The sequence below is a fragment of the Microbacterium sp. STF-2 genome (assembly GCF_034650155.1).
GTDB lineage: Bacteria > Actinomycetota > Actinomycetes > Actinomycetales > Microbacteriaceae > Microbacterium > Microbacterium maritypicum_A.
This window is the reverse complement of record NZ_JARKMW010000002.1, coordinates 221,950-237,687: the sequence shown is the minus strand read 5'-3', so window position 1 is coordinate 237,687 and position 15,738 is coordinate 221,950. Positions and strand designations below refer to the sequence as shown.

Here is a 15,738-nt window from a genome sequence, read left to right as displayed (position 1 = left end):
ACCCGCCAGAACGATCCGCCTGAGAACGAGGAGACCGATGCCCACCATGATGAGAGCCATCATTCTCGATCGATTCGGCGACGAGGGGGAGCTGCGTGAACAGTCGGTTCCGATCCCCGCGGTCGGCGAAGGTGATGTACTCATCCACATCGATGTCGCCGGCATCGGGTCATGGGATCGGGAGGAGCGCGAAGGCCACTACGAGGGAGCTTTCGGCGTGCCGTCGACCTTCCCCTACATCCTCGGGTGGGAAGGGGCGGGAACGGTCGAGGCGGTCGGCGCCGACGTGACGCGCTTCGCCCCGGGGGATCGGGTGTACGCCGCGTCGGCCCCCGTCCCGCGAGGCGGGTTCTACGCCGAGTATGCGGTGGTCGACCAGGAGCATGTCGCCCCGGTGCCCGCGCGGCTGACCGACGAGCAGGCCGGAGTGCTCGCCTGGGACGCACTGACGGCCACGAGCGGACTCGACACGATCGATGCGCGCCCCGGAGACGCCGTGATGATCTTCGGCGCGAGCGGAGGGATCGGTCACCTCGCGGTGCAGCTCGCCAAACACCGTGGACTCCGGGTGTTCGCGGTCGCCTCAGGACAGGACGGCGTGTCGCTGGCCGGGGACCTCGGCGCCGATGTCGTCGTCGACGGGAGGCGGGACGACGTGATGGCGGCCATCGAGAGCTTCGCTCCGGAGGGCCTCGACGGCGCACTCGTCACCGCCGGAGGTCGGGCGGCCGAGGATGCGCTGCGCGGGGTGGCACCGTCGGGGCGCATCGCGTGGGCGCACGGTGTGAATCCGCCACCGTCGGCCGAGGTCGTCGAGCGTGTGTCGTTCTACGACGGCGACCGCAGCCGAGCGGCGCTGCAGCGTCTGAACGAGGTCATCGAGTCCAGTCTCATAGCCCCGCACGTGGCGCAGGTGTTCGACGCGGCCGAGGTCGCCCAGGCGCACCACGCGCTGCGAAGCCATTACGTGGGAAAGCTGGCGTTGCGCGCACCGCGCTCTTCGCGCCAGCTGTGACGCTGTGTGCCGCACGCTTCCGCGTGTGAGGTGAGAGAAGGGTCCGAGTGTGCGAACACTGCTCGGACCCTCCTCACCACGGGATCAGATTCCGGACAGGTCGACCCAGTGCGTCAGCTTCAGCCACGCACTGCCCGTCCCCGAGAGCTGGTACTTCACCTCGGCCAGCACCCGTGGGGAGGTGAGAGAGTTCTGCGGTGGCTTGATCTGGAAGCCCCATCCGGTGTTGTAGCTATAGCTGTTCGCCGTCGGCGCCTTCTTGATGATCGACGGCACTCCACCGCCGCTGTAGATCTCCACCTTCCGCTCTTTGAGTCCGAACCCCGGGTCGGGCGTCCAGCTGCCCGTGACCTTCTCTGTCCGAATCTGATCGCCCTTCAAGGTGTACTGGATCGTGATCGACGACTTGACCGAACCGTTGTCGTGATTCCCGCCGACGGAGGACCGCGGGGCGATGATGCCCGGCTCAGTTGGAGCAGCTGATGATTCGGTCGAAGGGATCCGCGCCTCGATCGTGGCCGACGTGCTGTTCGTATCCACAGGGATCTGCTCCGACTGCTGATACACGATCGCTCCGGTCCTCACATCCGTGACGACGACTGTCGAGTTCGCGTACAGATGCTCCTCTGTCGCCGCGTGAGCGGCGGCGGGCAGCGAGAAGGACAGAAGTACCGCGGTGGCCGTGGCGAGTGCGACTTTCTTTCGTGTTTTCATGACGTCTCCGATCGTTGGATCGGTGCCGGACGGCACCGACACTCTTTCGAGTGCGTCGAGCAGAACACACGGTGCGATTGCTGTCGCCGACTGTGTCCTGCTGTCGCCGACTGTTTCTCGCCGTCGCCGACTGTGTCGTTCGATGACGCACGGCCAGGGCACAGGCGTGCGCGGTCGATCCGAGTCGGGTGAAGACGGTCGACCTGTCGCTGTGACGCCGTGTGACACTCGATTCCGCGTGCGTCGCGCGGCCTGCCTAACGTATTCGAGTCCCCCAAGAGAGGAACTCCTTCACATGTCACGCCGTACCACTTCCATCCTGGCCGCGCTCGCCGCGGTCCCGCTCTTCGTCGCACTCACCGGGTGCGCCACGGGGTCGTCCGATGCCGGATCCGGCAGTGAGGGATCGTCCGAGAACGAGGTCGTCAAGATCGGCGTCGTCGGCGAGAGCGATCCGCAGTGGCCCGCGTTCGTGGATGCGGCTGCGGCGGAAGGCATCACGGTCGAGCTCGTCGATTTCGGTTCGTACGAGCTTCCGAACCCTGCGTTGAGCGAGGGCGAGGTGGACCTCAACCAGTTCCAGCACATCGTGTATCTGGCTCAGTACAACGAGGCATCGGGCGATGATCTCGCGGCGATCGGATCGACGCAGATCTACCCGCTGGGTCTCTATTCGACGAAGTACGATTCCGTGAAGGACATCCCGGAAGGCGAGACCGTCGCTGTACCCGATGATGCTTCGAACCAGGCCAGGGCGCTGCTGGTGCTGCAGGCCGCCGGACTCGTCGATCTGAAGGACGGCGGCACCGCCTTCTCGGATCTCGCTGACGTCGATGAGAGCACGTCCAAGGTCAAGGTCACAGCGCTGGAAGCGGCCCTCACCCCTGAAGCCCTGCCCGATGTCGCAGCAGCCGTCATCAACAACGACTTCGTGGAGGACGCGGGGCTCTCGTTCGACGACGCGCTCTTCACCGACGACCCCGAGGACCCGAGTGCGCTCCAGTACGTGAACATCTTCGCGTCGCGCGCCGAAGACGTCGACAACGAGACCTACCTCAAGCTGGTCGAGATCTTCCAGACCGACAAGAACGTGCAGGAGGGCCTGGCGAAGTCGTCGGGCGGCACCGGCGTCACGTTGCAGACGCCGGCCGACGAGCTGGCCTCGCTGCTCAAGGACGTTCAGAAGGACGTCGCGGCGAACAGCTGATCAGGTCGACCTGAGAGAATCGGGCGACGCGCGAGCGTCGCCCGATTCGTCGTCTGCAGGTCGACCACGCCCTTCCTTTCCCCTTCAAGACCGGAGCACTCCATGCCCATCGTGTCCCTCGAGAACGTATCGAAGAGATACCCGTCCCCGGCTGGGGCTGACGAGCAGATCACGGCGGTCGACGGCGTCACGTTGCAGATCGATCAGGGAGATGTCTACGGCATCATCGGATACTCCGGCGCAGGCAAGTCGACGCTCGTTCGTCTCATCAATGCTCTGGAGCCTGCCTCCGAGGGGCGGATCACTGTCGATGGCGTGGAGATCACGGCTCTCGCGGAGCGCGAGCTGCGCCGGGTGCGCAGTGGAATCGGAATGATCTTCCAGCAGTTCAACCTCTTCTCGTCGAAGAGCGTGCGGGCGAACGTCGCGTATCCCCTCAAGCTGGCCGGGTGGTCGAAGCCCGACATCGAGGCGCGTGTCACCGAGCTGCTCAGCTTCGTGGGGTTGAGCGACAAGGCGCGCTCATACCCCGAACAGCTCTCCGGCGGTCAGAAGCAGCGTGTGGGCATCGCCAGAGCCCTCGCCACGAGGCCGGCCATCCTCCTCGCAGACGAGGCGACCAGCGCGCTCGACCCGGAGACCACGCACGAGGTGCTGGCACTGCTCAAGAAGGTGAACGAGGAACAGGGCGTGACGATCGTCGTGATCACACATGAGATGGATGTCATCCAGACGATTGCGACGAAGGTCGCCGTCATGGACCGCGGTCGCGTCATCGAGCACGGCGACGTGTTCGAGGTCTTCTCCAACCCACAGCACGCCGCTTCGCAGCGGTTCGTCGGCACGGTCGTGAAGGGGGTGCCCTCTCCGTCTGAACGGGCGGTGCTCCGTGAACGTCACGATGGACGCCTCGTGACGTTCTCGTTCCGTGACGGCGGTCCGTCCCAGGCGCAGGTCTTTCTCCAGCTCGCCGACGCGGGACTGGAATTCGAGCTCGTGTTCGGGGGCATCAACGACATCCGCGGGCGTGCCTTCGGACACCTCACTCTCGCGATCCGCGGTGAGGACGGTGTCATCGAGCAGACGCTCGCGAGCATCGCCCCACATGTCGACGTGTCCGACATCGACAGCGAGGAGGTGCGCTGATGGATCGTCTCATCGAGCTGGGGCCCGAGTTCTGGACGGCTGCTGTCGAGACTCTCTACATGGTCTCTCTCACGCTGGTGCTGGGCGGCCTGCTGGGCGGTCTGATCGGCGTCGGTCTGTACCTCACCAGGCCGGGAGGGATGCTGCAGAATCGGGCGGTCTCCGCAGTCCTGAACCTCTTCATCAACTTCTTCCGCCCCATCCCGTTCGTGATCCTCATCACGGTGCTGATCCCGTTCTCGCGTTTCATCGTGGGCAGCGGCATCGGCACGAACGCCGCAATCGTGGCGCTCGTCGTGGCCTCGATGTTCGCGATCGGCCGCATCGTCGAACAGCATCTCGTCGGGGTCTCGCCCGGAGTGATCGAAGCCGCACGCGCCATGGGGGCCGGCCCCTGGCGGACGCTCTTCACCGTCGTGATCCCGGAGGCCCTGGGGCCGCTCATCCTCGGGTACACGTTCGTCATCGTCGCCCTCATCGACATGACCGCGATGGCGGGTTACATCGGTGCAGGCGGTCTCGGAAACTTCGCACTGACCTACGGACGTCGTCAGTTCGAGCCCGTGGTGATGTGGGCGGCCGTGCTGCTCATCGTCGTCTTCGTGCACGTGGCGCAGACGCTCGGAACCCGCCTGGCCCGCAAGGTCATGCGCCGCTGACGGGGCTCTCGACCGGGTTCTCGTCGGCAGGCGCCTCCTGCAGGGTGCGACGAGTGGTGAACACCCGCTCCGTCCCGCTCAGCGGATCGATGAAGCGCAGTTCACGAGCGAGCAGCTGCAGCGGGCGGTCGAAGTCGTCGGGCAGGTCGTCGAGCAGCTCCGGGTAGAACCGGTCGTTCAGGATGCCGATGCCGAGGGCGGCCAGGTGCACGCGCAGCTGATGCATCTTGCCGCTGTGCGGGCGGAGCAGCGTATGCACCACGCGATCGTCGCTGCCGATCAGCGCGATCAGCGTCTCGGCGTTCGGCTCCCTGGCATCGTCGACCTGCACACGCACCTGGGCGCGGGGCTTCTCGATGTGGTTGCGGTAGACGAGCGGGAACGAGGGGAGCTCGCCGTGATCGGGGAGCTCCGACACCGCCTCGTACACCTTCTGCACCTGCCGCTTCTCGAACATCAGCTGGTAGGCGCCGCGGGTCGCCGGTCGTGTCGAGAACATCAGCAGGCCGGCGGTCGCGCGATCCAGCCGGTGGATCGGCGCCAGGTCGGGATTGTCGAGGAGGTTGCGCAGGCGCACCAGCGCCGAGTTCTGCAGGAACTTGCCGCCGGGAGTCGTGGGCAGGAAATGCGGCTTGTCGACGACCACGAGATGCTCGTCCTGGTGCAGGACCTCGATCTCGAAGGGGATCCGCGTCTCGACGGCGGGTTCGCGGTAGTACCAGACGAATTCGACGCTGCCGAGCGGGGCGTCGCGAGGGACGGGGGAGCCGTCGGCCCGCACGATCTCACCGCGGTCGAACCTCTGGAGAAGACGCTCGGGGTCGAGGTGGAAGAAGCGCTCGACCATGTAGGCGGCGACGGTGGGCCACGAGCCGGAGAGGGGCACGTGCAATCGTGTGGCTCCCACGCCGTCGCGCACGGGGAGGGGGGAGGGCATGCCCATCAGATGCGGCCGGTCACGAGTCGAAGCTCAGGCTCAGCTTGCGCAGCAGCCCCGCGAGGCGATCCCGATCCGAGCGCGAGAGGGCCTGCAGCAGGTCGGCCTCCACGTCGACGAGACGCGTGATGGCGGCATCCACGCGGATGCGCCCATCGTCGGTGAGCGTCACCAGCACGCTGCGCCCGTCGCCGGGGTCGGCCTCGCGGCGCACGAAGCGGCGGCCGACCAGACGGTCGATCCGGTTGGTCATCGTGCCGCTCGAGACCAGAGTCTGCTGCAGCAGCTGCTTGGGGGAGAGCTGGAACGGCGCCCCTGCTCGACGCAGCGCCGAGAGCACATCCCATTCCCAGTGCTCCAGGTCGCTGCGGCGGAACACGTCGCGTCGGGCACGGTCGAGGTGGCGTGACAGCCGGTCCATCCGCGACAGCACTTCGAGCGGGGAGAAGTCGAGGTCGGGGCGCTGGGTGTTCCACGCGCCGACGATCCGGTCGACCTCATCCACCTCGCTCATCCGCCCATTATCGCGTGTGCGGCTCGGGGATCAGGACGCCGCCGGCAGGTCGATCGTCATGAAGGTGCTGTGCGGGTCGAGGACGTAACCGCCGAAAGGGCCGCACTCGCGGAAGCCGGCGGCGGAGTAGAGGGCGCGCGCCGGGACGAAGAACTCGGCGCTCCCGGTCTCGAGCGAGACGCGGCTGATGCCGCGCGCGTCGGCATTCTCCAGGAGGAAGGCGAGCATGGTGCGTCCGAGACCGCGCCCGCGCAGCGCGGGGTCGGTGCGCATCGACTTGATCTCCTCGTGCCCTTCCTCCACCGTCGCCAGGGCGCCGGTGGAGACGGGGCGGCCATCGAGGTGCCCGGCGAACAGCCGCACTCCCGGTGCGAGCAGACGCTCGAACACCAGGGCATGACGGCTCTCCGGTGGAGCCGTGTGCTCCAACTCGGCGTGGTGGGCGATCAGGAACTCGGCGAGGGCGGGGTCTGCGGTCTCCACCCGTTCGATCACGATGCTCATGACGCCAGCATCCCAGAGCGGTGTTTCGGGTGGATGACGCACGGGGTGTCAGCAGAACCGGGGCTCGGGCATGGCAGACTTGATGCCGCGGCGCCCTCGTGGGCGGCGCGGTCCGCCGTGGTGTAATGGCAGCACGACAGCCTTTGGAGCTGTGAGGTCTAGGTTCGAGTCCTGGCGGCGGAGCATGACTGGGAACAATCTCGCCATCATCGTCCTCGCCGCAGGCCAGGGCACTCGCATGAAGTCGCGCCTGCCGAAGGTGCTGCATCCGATCAGCGGACGTCCACTGGTGGGGCACGTGCTCACCACCGCGGGACGGCTGCAGGCCGCGCACGTCGAGGTCGTCGTCCGTCACGAGCGCGACCAGGTGGTCGCGGCGCTCGCGGTCGATTACCCCGATGCGGTCTTCGTCGACCAGGACGACATCCCCGGAACCGGTCGTGCGGTGCAGGTGGCCGTCGATGCCCTCCCCGCCGACTTCGACGGCGACGTGCTCGTGCTCTCCGGCGACTGCCCGCTGGCCGATGTCGACACCCTCTCCGCGTTCCTGGCGGAGCACCGCGCCTCCGGCGCACCGGCCACGCTGATGACGGCGCTGGTCGACGATCCGACCGGCTACGGACGCGTCGTCCGCGATGCCGACGGGGGAGTCGACCGCATCGTCGAGCAGAAGGACGCCACCGCCGAGGAGGCCGCCGTCCGCGAGATCAACGCCGGGATGTACGTGTTCCGTGCGGCGACGCTTCGGGCCTACCTTCCGCGGGTCGGCGTCGACAACGCCCAGGGCGAGATGTACCTGACCGACGTGCCGGGCCTGCTCCGCCGTGACGGCGACCGGGTGGCGGCATCCGTCGTCTCCGATATCTCGGTCACCTTCGGCGTCAACGACCGCGCCCAGCTGGCCGAGGTCGGGCGCCTGCTCAACCAGCGGATCGTGCGTCGCTGGCAGCTCGAGGGCGTGACCGTGATCGACCCCGCCACCACCTGGATCGACGACGACGCGAAGCTCGCACCCGACGTCACGATCCTCCCGAACACGCAGATCCTCCGCGCCACGGTGATCGCCTCCGGTGCCGTCATCGGTCCGGACACGACACTCGTGGACTGCGAGGTCGGGGAGGACGCGATCGTCCGCCGCACCGATGCCACGCTGGCCGTGATCGGTGCCGAGGCGACGGTCGGCCCGTTCTCGTTCCTCCGCCCCGGCACGATCCTCGGAGTCCGGGGCAAGATCGGCGCCTACGTCGAGACCAAGAACGCCGAGATCGGCGAGGGCAGCAAGGTTCCGCACCTCTCCTACGTGGGCGATGCGACGATCGGCCGCGGGGTGAACCTGGGCGCGAGCACCATCACGGCGAACTACGACGACGTCAACAAGCACCGCACCGAGATCGGTGACGAGGTGCACACCGGGTCGCACACGGTGCTCGTCGCGCCCGTTAGGCTGGGAGCCGGTGCGAAGACCGGTGCAGGCGCCGTCGTCCGCAAGGACGTCCCCGCCGGCGCGCTGGCCATGAGCGTCGCCCCCCAGCGCAACATCGAGGGCTGGGTCGAGAAGAACAGAGCAGGGACGGGCGCGGCGGATGCTGCGTCCCGCGAGAATTCGGCGGAATAGGCGGACATGGCGCGCAAGAAGAAGACGGTCGATCTGGATCGCGACAACGGCGTGGCCCCCGGGATCATCGCGAAGACCAAGAAGCGGCTCGTCGTCGCCGGTGGACGTTCGCATCCCGAACTCACCGCAGCGGTCGCCGAGGCCCTCGGCACCGAGATCGCACCGGTCGAGCACCGGACGTTCGCCTCGGGCGAGATCTACGCCCGCTTCGAGGTCTCGATCCGCGGTGTGGATCTCTTCCTGATCCAGACCTTCGGCGAGCCGGTCAACGAGTGGCTCATGGAGACGCTCATCATGATCGACGCCGCCAAGCGCGCGTCGGCCAAGCGCATCACCGTCGTCGCGCCGTATTATCCGTATTCGCGTCAAGACAAGAAGGGCCGCGGTCGTGAGCCGATCAGCGCCCGTCTCGTCGCCGACCTGCTGAAGACCGCGGGCGCCGACCGCGTCATGAGCGTCGACCTGCACGCCGCGCAGATCCAGGGATTCTTCGACGGCCCCGTCGACCACCTGTTCGCCAAGCCCGTGCTCCTGGACTACTTCGAGCGCACGCTGTCGCCCGAAGACCGTGAGATCCTCACCGTCGTCTCGCCCGACATGGGCCGCGTGCGCGTCGCCGACACCTGGTCGGACAGCCTCGGCGCACCGCTGGCGATCATCCACAAGCGGCGCGACCCGAAGGTCGCGAACCAGGTCTCCGTGCACGAGATCGTCGGTGCCGTCGACGGCCGCACCTGTCTCCTCGTCGACGACATGATCGACACCGGTGGCACGATCGTCAAGGCCGCCCAGGCGCTCAAGGCGAACGGCGCCCACCGCGTCATCGTCGCAGCGACGCACGCGATCTTCAGCGACCCGGCGTCCGATCGGCTGCAGGACTCGTCCATCGACGAGGTCGTCATCACCGACACGATCCCGCTCACCGAGTCGCGTCGCTGGGACAAGCTGACCATCCTCCCGATCGCCCCGCTGCTCGCGCGCGCGATCCACGAGGTGTTCGAAGACGGCTCGGTGACGAGCATGTTCGGCGGCGACGCGTAACGCATCGTCACGGCACAGCCCGCGCATAGCCGAGGTGCTTACGGTCGAATGGCCGACGAGCGCGTCGGCCGACACCGAGCCGGGAGGACCACCATGATCCGCACGACCGTACCGACCTCTGTCCGCAAGGGAACCGCACTCCTCGGGATCGCGGGACTCTTCGTCCTCGCCGGATGCTCCGGAAACGCCGACGCCGAGGCGCCCGCCGACAACAGCAGCACCCCTGACGCCGGTTCCTCCTCGTCCTCCGGTGGCGACTCCACGGGAACCTACGCCGACGGCACCTACACCGCCGAGGGGTCGTACCAGACGCCCGAGACGGTGGAGCAGATCTCCGTCACCCTGACCCTCGCCGACGGCGTCGTGACCGATGTCGAGGTGACCGGCGACCCGCAGGCCCCAGAGAGCAAGCAGTACCAGGGGCAGTTCATCGACGGGATCGCCGAGCAGGTCGACGGCAAGGCTCTCGACGACCTGAACGTCAGCCGCGTCGCGGGCTCGTCGCTCACCAGCGGTGGGTTCAACAAGGCCGTCGAGGCGATCAAGGAGCAGGCCGCCGCCTAGGCGCCTGATTCTCCATGGCGAGCTGGCGTTTCGAGGCCATCGGGACGCAGTGGGAGATCGAGACGACGGAACCCCTGCCGGAGTCGGCACGCGCCGCGGTGACGGCGGAGATCGACCGCTTCGACCGCGAGTGGTCCCGATTCCGTGCAGATTCGGAGGTCGTGCGCCTCGGACGTGAGGGGGGCGGCTTCGCCTCCGCCGATGCCCGGCCGATGCTCGACGCGTACCGTGAGCTCTCCGCCGCGACCGGAGGCGCCGTCAACCCGCTCGTCGCGGACAGCCTCGCCGCGCTCGGGTACGACGCCGACTACTCCCTCGTGCCGGGCGATCCCGTGCGCGCACCGGGGGCCTGGGAACAGGACGTGTCCTGGACGGATACCGATGTCACGGCCTCGGCGCCTGCCCTGATCGATGTCGGCGCGCTCGGCAAAGGGCGTCTCGTCGACCTCGTGGCGGCGGCGTTGGCCGCGGTGCCCGGAGACCTCGTGGTCGACGCCGGTGGTGACATCCGGGTCCGCGGCTCCGGTGTGCGCATCGGCCTCGAGCACCCGTACGATCCGACGAAGGCGATCGGGGTCGTCGACGTGCACGACCAGGCGCTGTGCGCCTCGGCGATCAACCGGAGGGCGTGGGGGAGCGGGCTGCATCATGTGCTGGATGCCCGCACCGGGATGCCCGTGCGCACGTGGGCCGCGACCTGGGCATGGGCGCCGGAGACGATGACGGCCGACGCCGTGGCGACGGCTCTCTTCTTCGACGGCGGTGTCGAGCTCGCAGCGATGTGGAACGTCGAGTGGGTGCGCGTGAGCACCGACGGGCGCGTGCAGCGCTCGCCCGGATGCCCGGCCGAACTGTTCGTCACCGCGGGGCCGTCGCACCCCTCAGGTCGGAATTAGGGAAGAGTGGAGAAGTGATCACCTCATTCGCCGCCGCACGACAGCGGGTCCTCGCGGTGCTGGGATCGTTGTCGATGTACCGCCTCGTGCTGTTCGCGCTCGTCGCTCTCGCGGTCATCGCCTTCGTCCTGTCGCTCTTCGGCGTGATCGTCTCGCCGACCCCGCTCGAGCTCGTGGCCTCGTTCCTCGTGCTCGCGGTCGTCATCTCCGCCGTCGACGCGGTGGCGCAGCGCATCCTCCGGCTGCCCTGGCGCGTCGAATCGTCACTGGTGACCGCACTCATCCTCCTGTTCGTCCTCCGGCCGGGCATCGAGCCTGGCGCGCTCCTCGGCCTCGCCCTCGCCGGTGCCGTCGCGAGCGTCTCGAAGTATCTGATCGCATGGCGTGGGCGGCACATCTTCAACCCCGCCGCGTTCGGGGCGGCCGTGGTCTCGATCCTCGGCGCTTTCGGAGCGTTCGAGTGGCTGGGGACCTCGTCGTCGTGGTGGGTCGGCACGCCGGTGCTCACGATCCCTGTGGCGGTGCTGGGCCTCGCCGTGCTGTGGCGCACCGAGAAGATCCGGATCGTGCTGGTGTTCCTGCTCGTCGCCGTCGCGACCTCGGTGGTGCGCCAGGCGGTGCAGGCCGTGGAGTTCGACATCACGTTCGACATCGTGACCGCCCTGCAGTTCGCGGTGCTGCAGTCGCCTTTCCTGTTCCTCGGGGCGTTCATGCTCTCGGAGCCGCTGACCCTCCCGCCGCGCCGTCGGCAACAGCTCGTCGTGGCCGTCGTGGTGGGTCTGCTCGCGGGGTGGCCGATCTCGGTGGCCGGGCTGTTCACCCTCGGTCAGGAGCGTGCGCTGCTGATCGGCAACCTGGTGGCGTTCGCGTTCGCCCTGCGCGGTTCGGTGCGGCTCGTGCTCGAACGGCGTGAGTTCATCACCCCGACCGCGCAGGAGCTGACGTTCCGTGCCAAGGGGCGCGTGCGCTTCCTTCCGGGGCAGTACCTCGAGCTCGACGTTCCGCATCATCGCCCCGACGCCCGCGGAACCCGGCGGGAGTTCAGCATCGTGTCGGCACCCGCCGATCTTCCGACGTTGCGCATCGCGTACAAGAACGGCGACCAGAAGCATCCGTCGAGCTACAAGCGCGCTCTCGCCGCCGCAGAGCCGGGGGCGACCTTCGCGGTGACCGGCACCTGGGGGGATTTCATCCTTCCTCGCGGAGACCAGCCGGTGCTCATGGTCGCGGCCGGCATCGGAGTGACACCGTTCGTCTCGCAGCTGCGGCAGTTGCAGGCGACTGGTCAGCGCCGCGATGTGGTGCTCGTGTACGTCGCGTCCGACGCCTCCGAACTCGCCTTCCGCGATGAGCTCGCCGCGACGGGGGTGCCCACCGTGGTGTTCACGCGTGACGAGCCTGGCGACCTGCCCGCGCACTGGTCCTGGGCGCGAGGCGCACGTCTGGATGCGGAGACCCTGGAGCGCGCCGTCGCCGACCTGGCCATGCGTCATGCGTTCATCTCGGGCCCGCCGCGGCTCATCGCCGACCTCGCCCCTGCCCTGCAGAAGGCCCGCAGCCTCACCACCGACGCGTTCGCCGGATACTGAGCCGAGGGACCCGTCGGGTCAGGCCTCGGCGGTGTCGTCGTCGGCTGCCGCCGGGTTACGCGGGATGCGGACGGTGAAGGTCGTGTCACCGGGTTCGCTGGTGACGGTGATGAAGCCATGGTGCCCTTCGACGATGGCCTTCGCGATCGCGAGTCCGAGGCCCGTGCCGCCGGTCTGCCGGGCCCGCGAGCTGTCTCCACGGGCGAAACGGGCGAACAGCTCGTCACGGATGGCGGGGTCGATGCCCGGACCGTCGTCGTGCACGCGCAGCACGGCATCCTCACCCTCCTGCGCGACGCTCAGTGTCACGGTCGTGCCGGCGGGCGTGTGGGTGCGGGCGTTCGCGAGCAGGTTCGCGACGACCTGATGCATGCGTCCGGCGTCTCCCACGATCGTGACGGGTTCGTCGGGCACGTCGATGTTCCAGTGGTGGTCGGCCGCGGTCGGGCGTGCGTCCGAGAGGCCTTCGAGGGCCAGCTGGGTCAGGTCGACCGTGCCGTAGACGAGCTCCTGGCCTTCGTCGAGTCGGGCCAGCAGCAGCAGGTCCTCGACGAGGCGGGTCATCCGCAGCGACTGGGCCTGGATGCGCTCCAACGACGAGGTCGTGCCCTCGATGACCTCGGGACGCTCCGCCTGCGCGTTCGACTGACGCAGCGCGCGCAGCGACAATTCCGAGTATCCACGGATGGAGGCGAGCGGGGTGCGCAGTTCGTGGCTGGCGTCGGCGACGAAGCGCCGCATCCGCTCCTCGTTCTTCTGGCGGGAGGCGAGCGACGTGTTCACATGATCGAGCAGCTTGTTCAGGGAGGCGCCGACGATCCCGGTCTCGGTGCGCGGATCCGCCTCGGACGCCGGCACGCGCTCGGTGATCGTCACCTCGCCGCGATCGAGCTGCTGGTTGGCGACCCTGGTCGCGGTCATCGCGACAGCACGCAGCGGTCGCAGACTCACTCTGATCGTGATCGCAGTGGTCAGCGCCAGCAGGATGAGCCCGCCGATGGTCGCGAGGGCGATGACGGTGAGCAGTTGCGTGAGCTGGTTCTGGATCTCGTCACGGGGGAGTCCGGTGACAACCACGACGCCCGTGCTCGCAGGGTTTGCGACGACCCGGTAGGAACCGAGCCCCGCGAGCGAGACGGTCGCTGGCGTGCCGCTGCCCAGAGCGCTGATGAGTTCGTGCAGCTGATCCGCTGTGAGAGCCTGGGATGTTCCGCCGAGGTCGCCGTTCGAGTTGTCGAAGGCGATTCCGGTTGCCCCGGTGACAGGACTCGCGACGGCGAACAGCAGGCCGGGAATCTGCGGGTTGCCGCCCTTGAGGATGTTGTCGACCGTGGCTCGTTCAGCCGGGACCTGTTGGACGAGCTGCTTCGTGATGCCCGCGGCATAGCTCTCGACCTTCTCGTCGAGCTGCCGCTCCAACGTGCTGCCCAGCGTCGCGCTGGTGATGACGGCGACGATGATGAGGATCAGCGAGACGAATCCGATCACGGCGGTCATCAGCCGTGTCTGCAGGCTCATCGGCCGTCTCATCACCGTCGCTGAGCTCACTGCGGAGCCTTGATCATGTAACCGACGCCCCGGACGGTGTGCAGCAGCGGTGTGCGGCCGGCATCGATCTTCTTGCGCAGGTAGGAGATGTACAGCTCGACGACCGACGACTTGCCGCCGAAGTCGTAGCTCCACACCCGGTCGAGGATCTGCGCCTTCGAGAGCACACGGCGTTCGTTCCGCATCAGATAGCGCAGCAACTCGAACTCGGTCGCGGTGAGCTCGATCTCGGTGCCGTCGCGCACGACCTCGTGACTGTCCTCGTTCAGGGTGAGGTCGGCGACGCGCAGGATCGACTGCCCGTCGTCGGCCGTGGCGTGACCGGTGCGCCGGATGATCGCGCGCAGACGGGCGATCACCTCTTCCAGGCTGAACGGCTTCGTGACGTAGTCGTCGCCGCCCGCGGTGAGCCCGGCGACGCGATCGCCCACGGCGTCCTTCGCGGTGAGGAAGAGCACGGGGACGAGGTTGCCGGACTCGCGGAGCCGCTTGAGCACGGACATCCCGTCGAGATCGGGCATCATGATGTCGAGCACCAGCGCGTCGGGCTCGAACTCGCGCGCCACCTGGAGGGCTTCCATCCCGGACGAGGCCGTGCGCACCTCCCAACCCTCCATGCGCAGGGCCATGGCGAGGAGATCGGTGAGCATCTGCTCGTCGTCGACGGCGAGGATGCGCAGGGGGGAGCCGTCGGGGCGGCGCAGTTCGGGCAGGTCGCTGGTCATGTCCCTATTCTGCGGAATCTCCTATGCGATTTCTATGGAGAATGCTATGTGTTCTCTGAGAGATGCTGCGTCGGCGAAGAGATGACATGCTCACGCGATGCGCTCGTCGGGAAGCGCGAGGAAATCCATGCCGTCCTGCAGGGCGAGTCGGTCGGACAGGACGCCGACCGGTCCGTCGAGGTGACCGCCTGCGCGCACCCCGAGCCTCTTCGGGCCCGACAGCGCGTGATAGACCGCGAACTGTCCGCGCGGGTCCACAGCGGGGTCGAGCACCGCCGCGCTGACGTGCACGGGTATGCGCAGGCGCCGTGCGGCGGTCGCCGCATCGAAGTAGTCGAGCACCGGCCGCACCTCCGGGTGGTGACGGAGGTGCTGGCGAACGGCCTCTCCGCTCCCGGTGCAGTGCCGCGAGAGGCGCACATCGTGGTTCCCGAAGCTCGGCACGTCGAGAGCTGCACGGCGGAACCGGGCATCCCAGGGGAGCGCCAGGGCGCCGATGCCACCGCCGAAGCTGCCGCCGCTGAAGTCGAGAGCTGTCGCCGCCGACGGCGCCATCTCGAGGAGGACCGTCGCCGCCCGCCAGATGTCGGCTGCGCTGAACCGATGCGAGTACGTGTCGCGGTGTGCGATTCCGGCCAGCACGTGTTCGTCGGGCGAGGCGGGGAAGCGGCTGGCGGTGCCGACGTGCGTCCCGGGGGCGACGGGGAAGATCGCCGCGGTGCGGGCGGGCACCCGTTCGATGTCCGGTCCGGTCCGACCGCCGTATCCGTGTCCGACGACGAGGCCGCTGCGGACGTCGGCGGTGGCGTGCGGCAGCATCACGAAGGCGGTGGCGTCTTCCCCGGCCGAGGAGCGGAAGCGGATCTCCGTCACGCGATGCGTCGCGGTCGCGGGGTGCTCCAGTGCGACCTTCCACGCCACCGGTCCGACGCCGAACTCCTGGAATGTCGCCTGCCAGAAGTCGTCGAAGTCCTCGGGCTCGTCCGGCGATGCGAGTGGCGTGAGCAGGGCGCCCAGCGAGTACTCGGTCATCTCCTCGGGAGGGTTGTGGGTCACCGCGGGCG

The 15,738-nt window shown here is 68.0% G+C and carries 16 protein-coding genes and 1 tRNA gene; 10 read left to right on the top strand and 7 right to left on the bottom strand.

Annotation, left to right across the window (positions count from 1 at the left end; genetic code table 11):
• Positions 1-37 precede the first annotated feature (37 nt).
• Positions 38-1,015, top strand: coding sequence for an NADP-dependent oxidoreductase (locus MicroSTF_RS15065; RefSeq protein ID WP_322956790.1), 978 nt, complete (start codon positions 38-40; stop codon positions 1,013-1,015).
• An 84-nt stretch (positions 1,016-1,099) separates the two neighbouring features.
• Here the strand turns inward: MicroSTF_RS15065 and MicroSTF_RS15060 are convergent, their stop codons facing one another.
• The gene (locus tag MicroSTF_RS15060) at positions 1,100-1,729 is read right to left on the bottom strand and encodes a hypothetical protein (protein WP_136025231.1); all 630 of its coding nucleotides are present in this window, start codon (positions 1,727-1,729) and stop codon (positions 1,100-1,102) included.
• A 295-nt stretch (positions 1,730-2,024) separates the two neighbouring features.
• Between MicroSTF_RS15060 and MicroSTF_RS15055 the strand changes: the two genes are divergently transcribed.
• From MicroSTF_RS15055 to MicroSTF_RS15045, 3 genes are all read left to right on the top strand, one after another.
• Positions 2,025-2,936: a MetQ/NlpA family ABC transporter substrate-binding protein gene (locus MicroSTF_RS15055; RefSeq protein WP_021198778.1), complete on the top strand. Its 912-nt coding sequence runs from the start codon at positions 2,025-2,027 to the stop codon at positions 2,934-2,936.
• Between the two features lie 102 nt (positions 2,937-3,038).
• Positions 3,039-4,082: a methionine ABC transporter ATP-binding protein gene (locus MicroSTF_RS15050; RefSeq protein WP_021198777.1), complete on the top strand. Its 1,044-nt coding sequence runs from the start codon at positions 3,039-3,041 to the stop codon at positions 4,080-4,082.
• Entirely contained in the window at positions 4,082-4,741 is a 660-nt protein-coding gene (locus tag MicroSTF_RS15045; protein ID WP_021198776.1) for a methionine ABC transporter permease, read from the top strand. Before MicroSTF_RS15050 ends, MicroSTF_RS15045 begins: the two co-directional genes overlap by 1 nt.
• On the opposite strand, the gene MicroSTF_RS15040 is transcribed toward MicroSTF_RS15045, so the two are convergent.
• From MicroSTF_RS15040 to MicroSTF_RS15030, 3 genes are read right to left on the bottom strand one after another with little or no spacing between them, the layout of a single operon-like run.
• On the bottom strand, positions 4,728-5,678 hold the full coding sequence (locus MicroSTF_RS15040) for a pseudouridine synthase (protein ID WP_197020511.1): 951 nt from the start codon (positions 5,676-5,678) through the stop codon (positions 4,728-4,730). The genes MicroSTF_RS15045 and MicroSTF_RS15040 overlap by 14 nt on opposite strands.
• A gap of 19 nt (positions 5,679-5,697) precedes the next feature.
• Positions 5,698-6,192, bottom strand: a complete 495-nt coding sequence (locus MicroSTF_RS15035; RefSeq protein WP_029260528.1) for a MarR family winged helix-turn-helix transcriptional regulator — start codon at positions 6,190-6,192, stop codon at positions 5,698-5,700.
• A 30-nt stretch (positions 6,193-6,222) separates the two neighbouring features.
• A complete protein-coding gene (locus MicroSTF_RS15030) occupies positions 6,223-6,696 on the bottom strand; it encodes a GNAT family N-acetyltransferase (RefSeq protein WP_322956784.1) in 474 nt (157 codons plus the stop codon).
• A 111-nt stretch (positions 6,697-6,807) separates the two neighbouring features.
• Between MicroSTF_RS15030 and MicroSTF_RS15025 the strand changes: the two genes are divergently transcribed.
• From MicroSTF_RS15025 to MicroSTF_RS15000, 6 genes are all read left to right on the top strand, one after another.
• Positions 6,808-6,879 (top strand) — tRNA-Gln (locus MicroSTF_RS15025).
• 1 nt (position 6,880) lies between these two features.
• Positions 6,881-8,311, top strand: a complete 1,431-nt coding sequence (gene glmU / locus MicroSTF_RS15020; protein WP_029260530.1) for a bifunctional UDP-N-acetylglucosamine diphosphorylase/glucosamine-1-phosphate N-acetyltransferase GlmU — start codon at positions 6,881-6,883, stop codon at positions 8,309-8,311.
• 6 nt (positions 8,312-8,317) lie between these two features.
• A complete protein-coding gene (locus tag MicroSTF_RS15015; RefSeq protein WP_021198771.1) occupies positions 8,318-9,352 on the top strand; it encodes a ribose-phosphate diphosphokinase in 1,035 nt (344 codons plus the stop codon).
• A 93-nt stretch (positions 9,353-9,445) separates the two neighbouring features.
• Positions 9,446-9,916, top strand: coding sequence for an FMN-binding protein (locus MicroSTF_RS15010; protein WP_021198770.1), 471 nt, complete (start codon positions 9,446-9,448; stop codon positions 9,914-9,916).
• A gap of 14 nt (positions 9,917-9,930) precedes the next feature.
• Positions 9,931-10,812, top strand: coding sequence for an FAD:protein FMN transferase (locus tag MicroSTF_RS15005; protein ID WP_322956781.1), 882 nt, complete (start codon positions 9,931-9,933; stop codon positions 10,810-10,812).
• A 14-nt stretch (positions 10,813-10,826) separates the two neighbouring features.
• Positions 10,827-12,401 carry a flavodoxin reductase gene (locus MicroSTF_RS15000; protein ID WP_322956779.1) on the top strand — a complete coding sequence of 525 codons (1,575 nt, stop codon included), beginning with the start codon at positions 10,827-10,829 and terminating at the stop codon, positions 12,399-12,401.
• Between the two features lie 18 nt (positions 12,402-12,419).
• Here the strand turns inward: MicroSTF_RS15000 and MicroSTF_RS14995 are convergent, their stop codons facing one another.
• From MicroSTF_RS14995 to MicroSTF_RS14985, 3 genes are all read right to left on the bottom strand, one after another.
• A complete protein-coding gene (locus MicroSTF_RS14995; protein WP_021198767.1) occupies positions 12,420-13,919 on the bottom strand; it encodes a sensor histidine kinase in 1,500 nt (499 codons plus the stop codon).
• A gap of 26 nt (positions 13,920-13,945) precedes the next feature.
• Positions 13,946-14,674, bottom strand: a complete 729-nt coding sequence (locus MicroSTF_RS14990; protein WP_017828429.1) for a response regulator transcription factor — start codon at positions 14,672-14,674, stop codon at positions 13,946-13,948.
• A gap of 90 nt (positions 14,675-14,764) precedes the next feature.
• Positions 14,765-15,730: an acetylxylan esterase gene (locus MicroSTF_RS14985; RefSeq protein ID WP_322956774.1), complete on the bottom strand. Its 966-nt coding sequence runs from the start codon at positions 15,728-15,730 to the stop codon at positions 14,765-14,767.
• Positions 15,731-15,738: the final 8 nt, after the last annotated feature.

What these genes read in the sequence shown, in the direction of transcription:
- MicroSTF_RS15015 (WP_021198771.1), top strand. Translation starts at nt 8,318, where the DNA reads ATGGCGCGCAAGAAGAAGACGGTCGATCTGGATCGCGACAACGGCGTG.
- MicroSTF_RS15050 (WP_021198777.1), top strand. Translation starts at nt 3,039, where the DNA reads ATGCCCATCGTGTCCCTCGAGAACGTATCGAAGAGATACCCGTCCCCG.
- MicroSTF_RS14995 (WP_021198767.1), bottom strand. Translation starts at nt 13,919, where the DNA reads ATGAGCCTGCAGACACGGCTGATGACCGCCGTGATCGGATTCGTCTCG.
- glmU (WP_029260530.1), top strand. Translation starts at nt 6,881, where the DNA reads ATGACTGGGAACAATCTCGCCATCATCGTCCTCGCCGCAGGCCAGGGC.
- MicroSTF_RS15055 (WP_021198778.1), top strand. Translation starts at nt 2,025, where the DNA reads ATGTCACGCCGTACCACTTCCATCCTGGCCGCGCTCGCCGCGGTCCCG.
- MicroSTF_RS15005 (WP_322956781.1), top strand. Translation starts at nt 9,931, where the DNA reads ATGGCGAGCTGGCGTTTCGAGGCCATCGGGACGCAGTGGGAGATCGAG.
- MicroSTF_RS15010 (WP_021198770.1), top strand. Translation starts at nt 9,446, where the DNA reads ATGATCCGCACGACCGTACCGACCTCTGTCCGCAAGGGAACCGCACTC.
- MicroSTF_RS15060 (WP_136025231.1), bottom strand. Translation starts at nt 1,729, where the DNA reads ATGAAAACACGAAAGAAAGTCGCACTCGCCACGGCCACCGCGGTACTT.
- MicroSTF_RS15065 (WP_322956790.1), top strand. Translation starts at nt 38, where the DNA reads ATGCCCACCATGATGAGAGCCATCATTCTCGATCGATTCGGCGACGAG.
- MicroSTF_RS15045 (WP_021198776.1), top strand. Translation starts at nt 4,082, where the DNA reads ATGGATCGTCTCATCGAGCTGGGGCCCGAGTTCTGGACGGCTGCTGTC.
- MicroSTF_RS14990 (WP_017828429.1), bottom strand. Translation starts at nt 14,674, where the DNA reads ATGACCAGCGACCTGCCCGAACTGCGCCGCCCCGACGGCTCCCCCCTG.
- MicroSTF_RS15030 (WP_322956784.1), bottom strand. Translation starts at nt 6,696, where the DNA reads ATGAGCATCGTGATCGAACGGGTGGAGACCGCAGACCCCGCCCTCGCC.
- MicroSTF_RS15040 (WP_197020511.1), bottom strand. Translation starts at nt 5,678, where the DNA reads ATGCCCTCCCCCCTCCCCGTGCGCGACGGCGTGGGAGCCACACGATTG.
- MicroSTF_RS15035 (WP_029260528.1), bottom strand. Translation starts at nt 6,192, where the DNA reads ATGAGCGAGGTGGATGAGGTCGACCGGATCGTCGGCGCGTGGAACACC.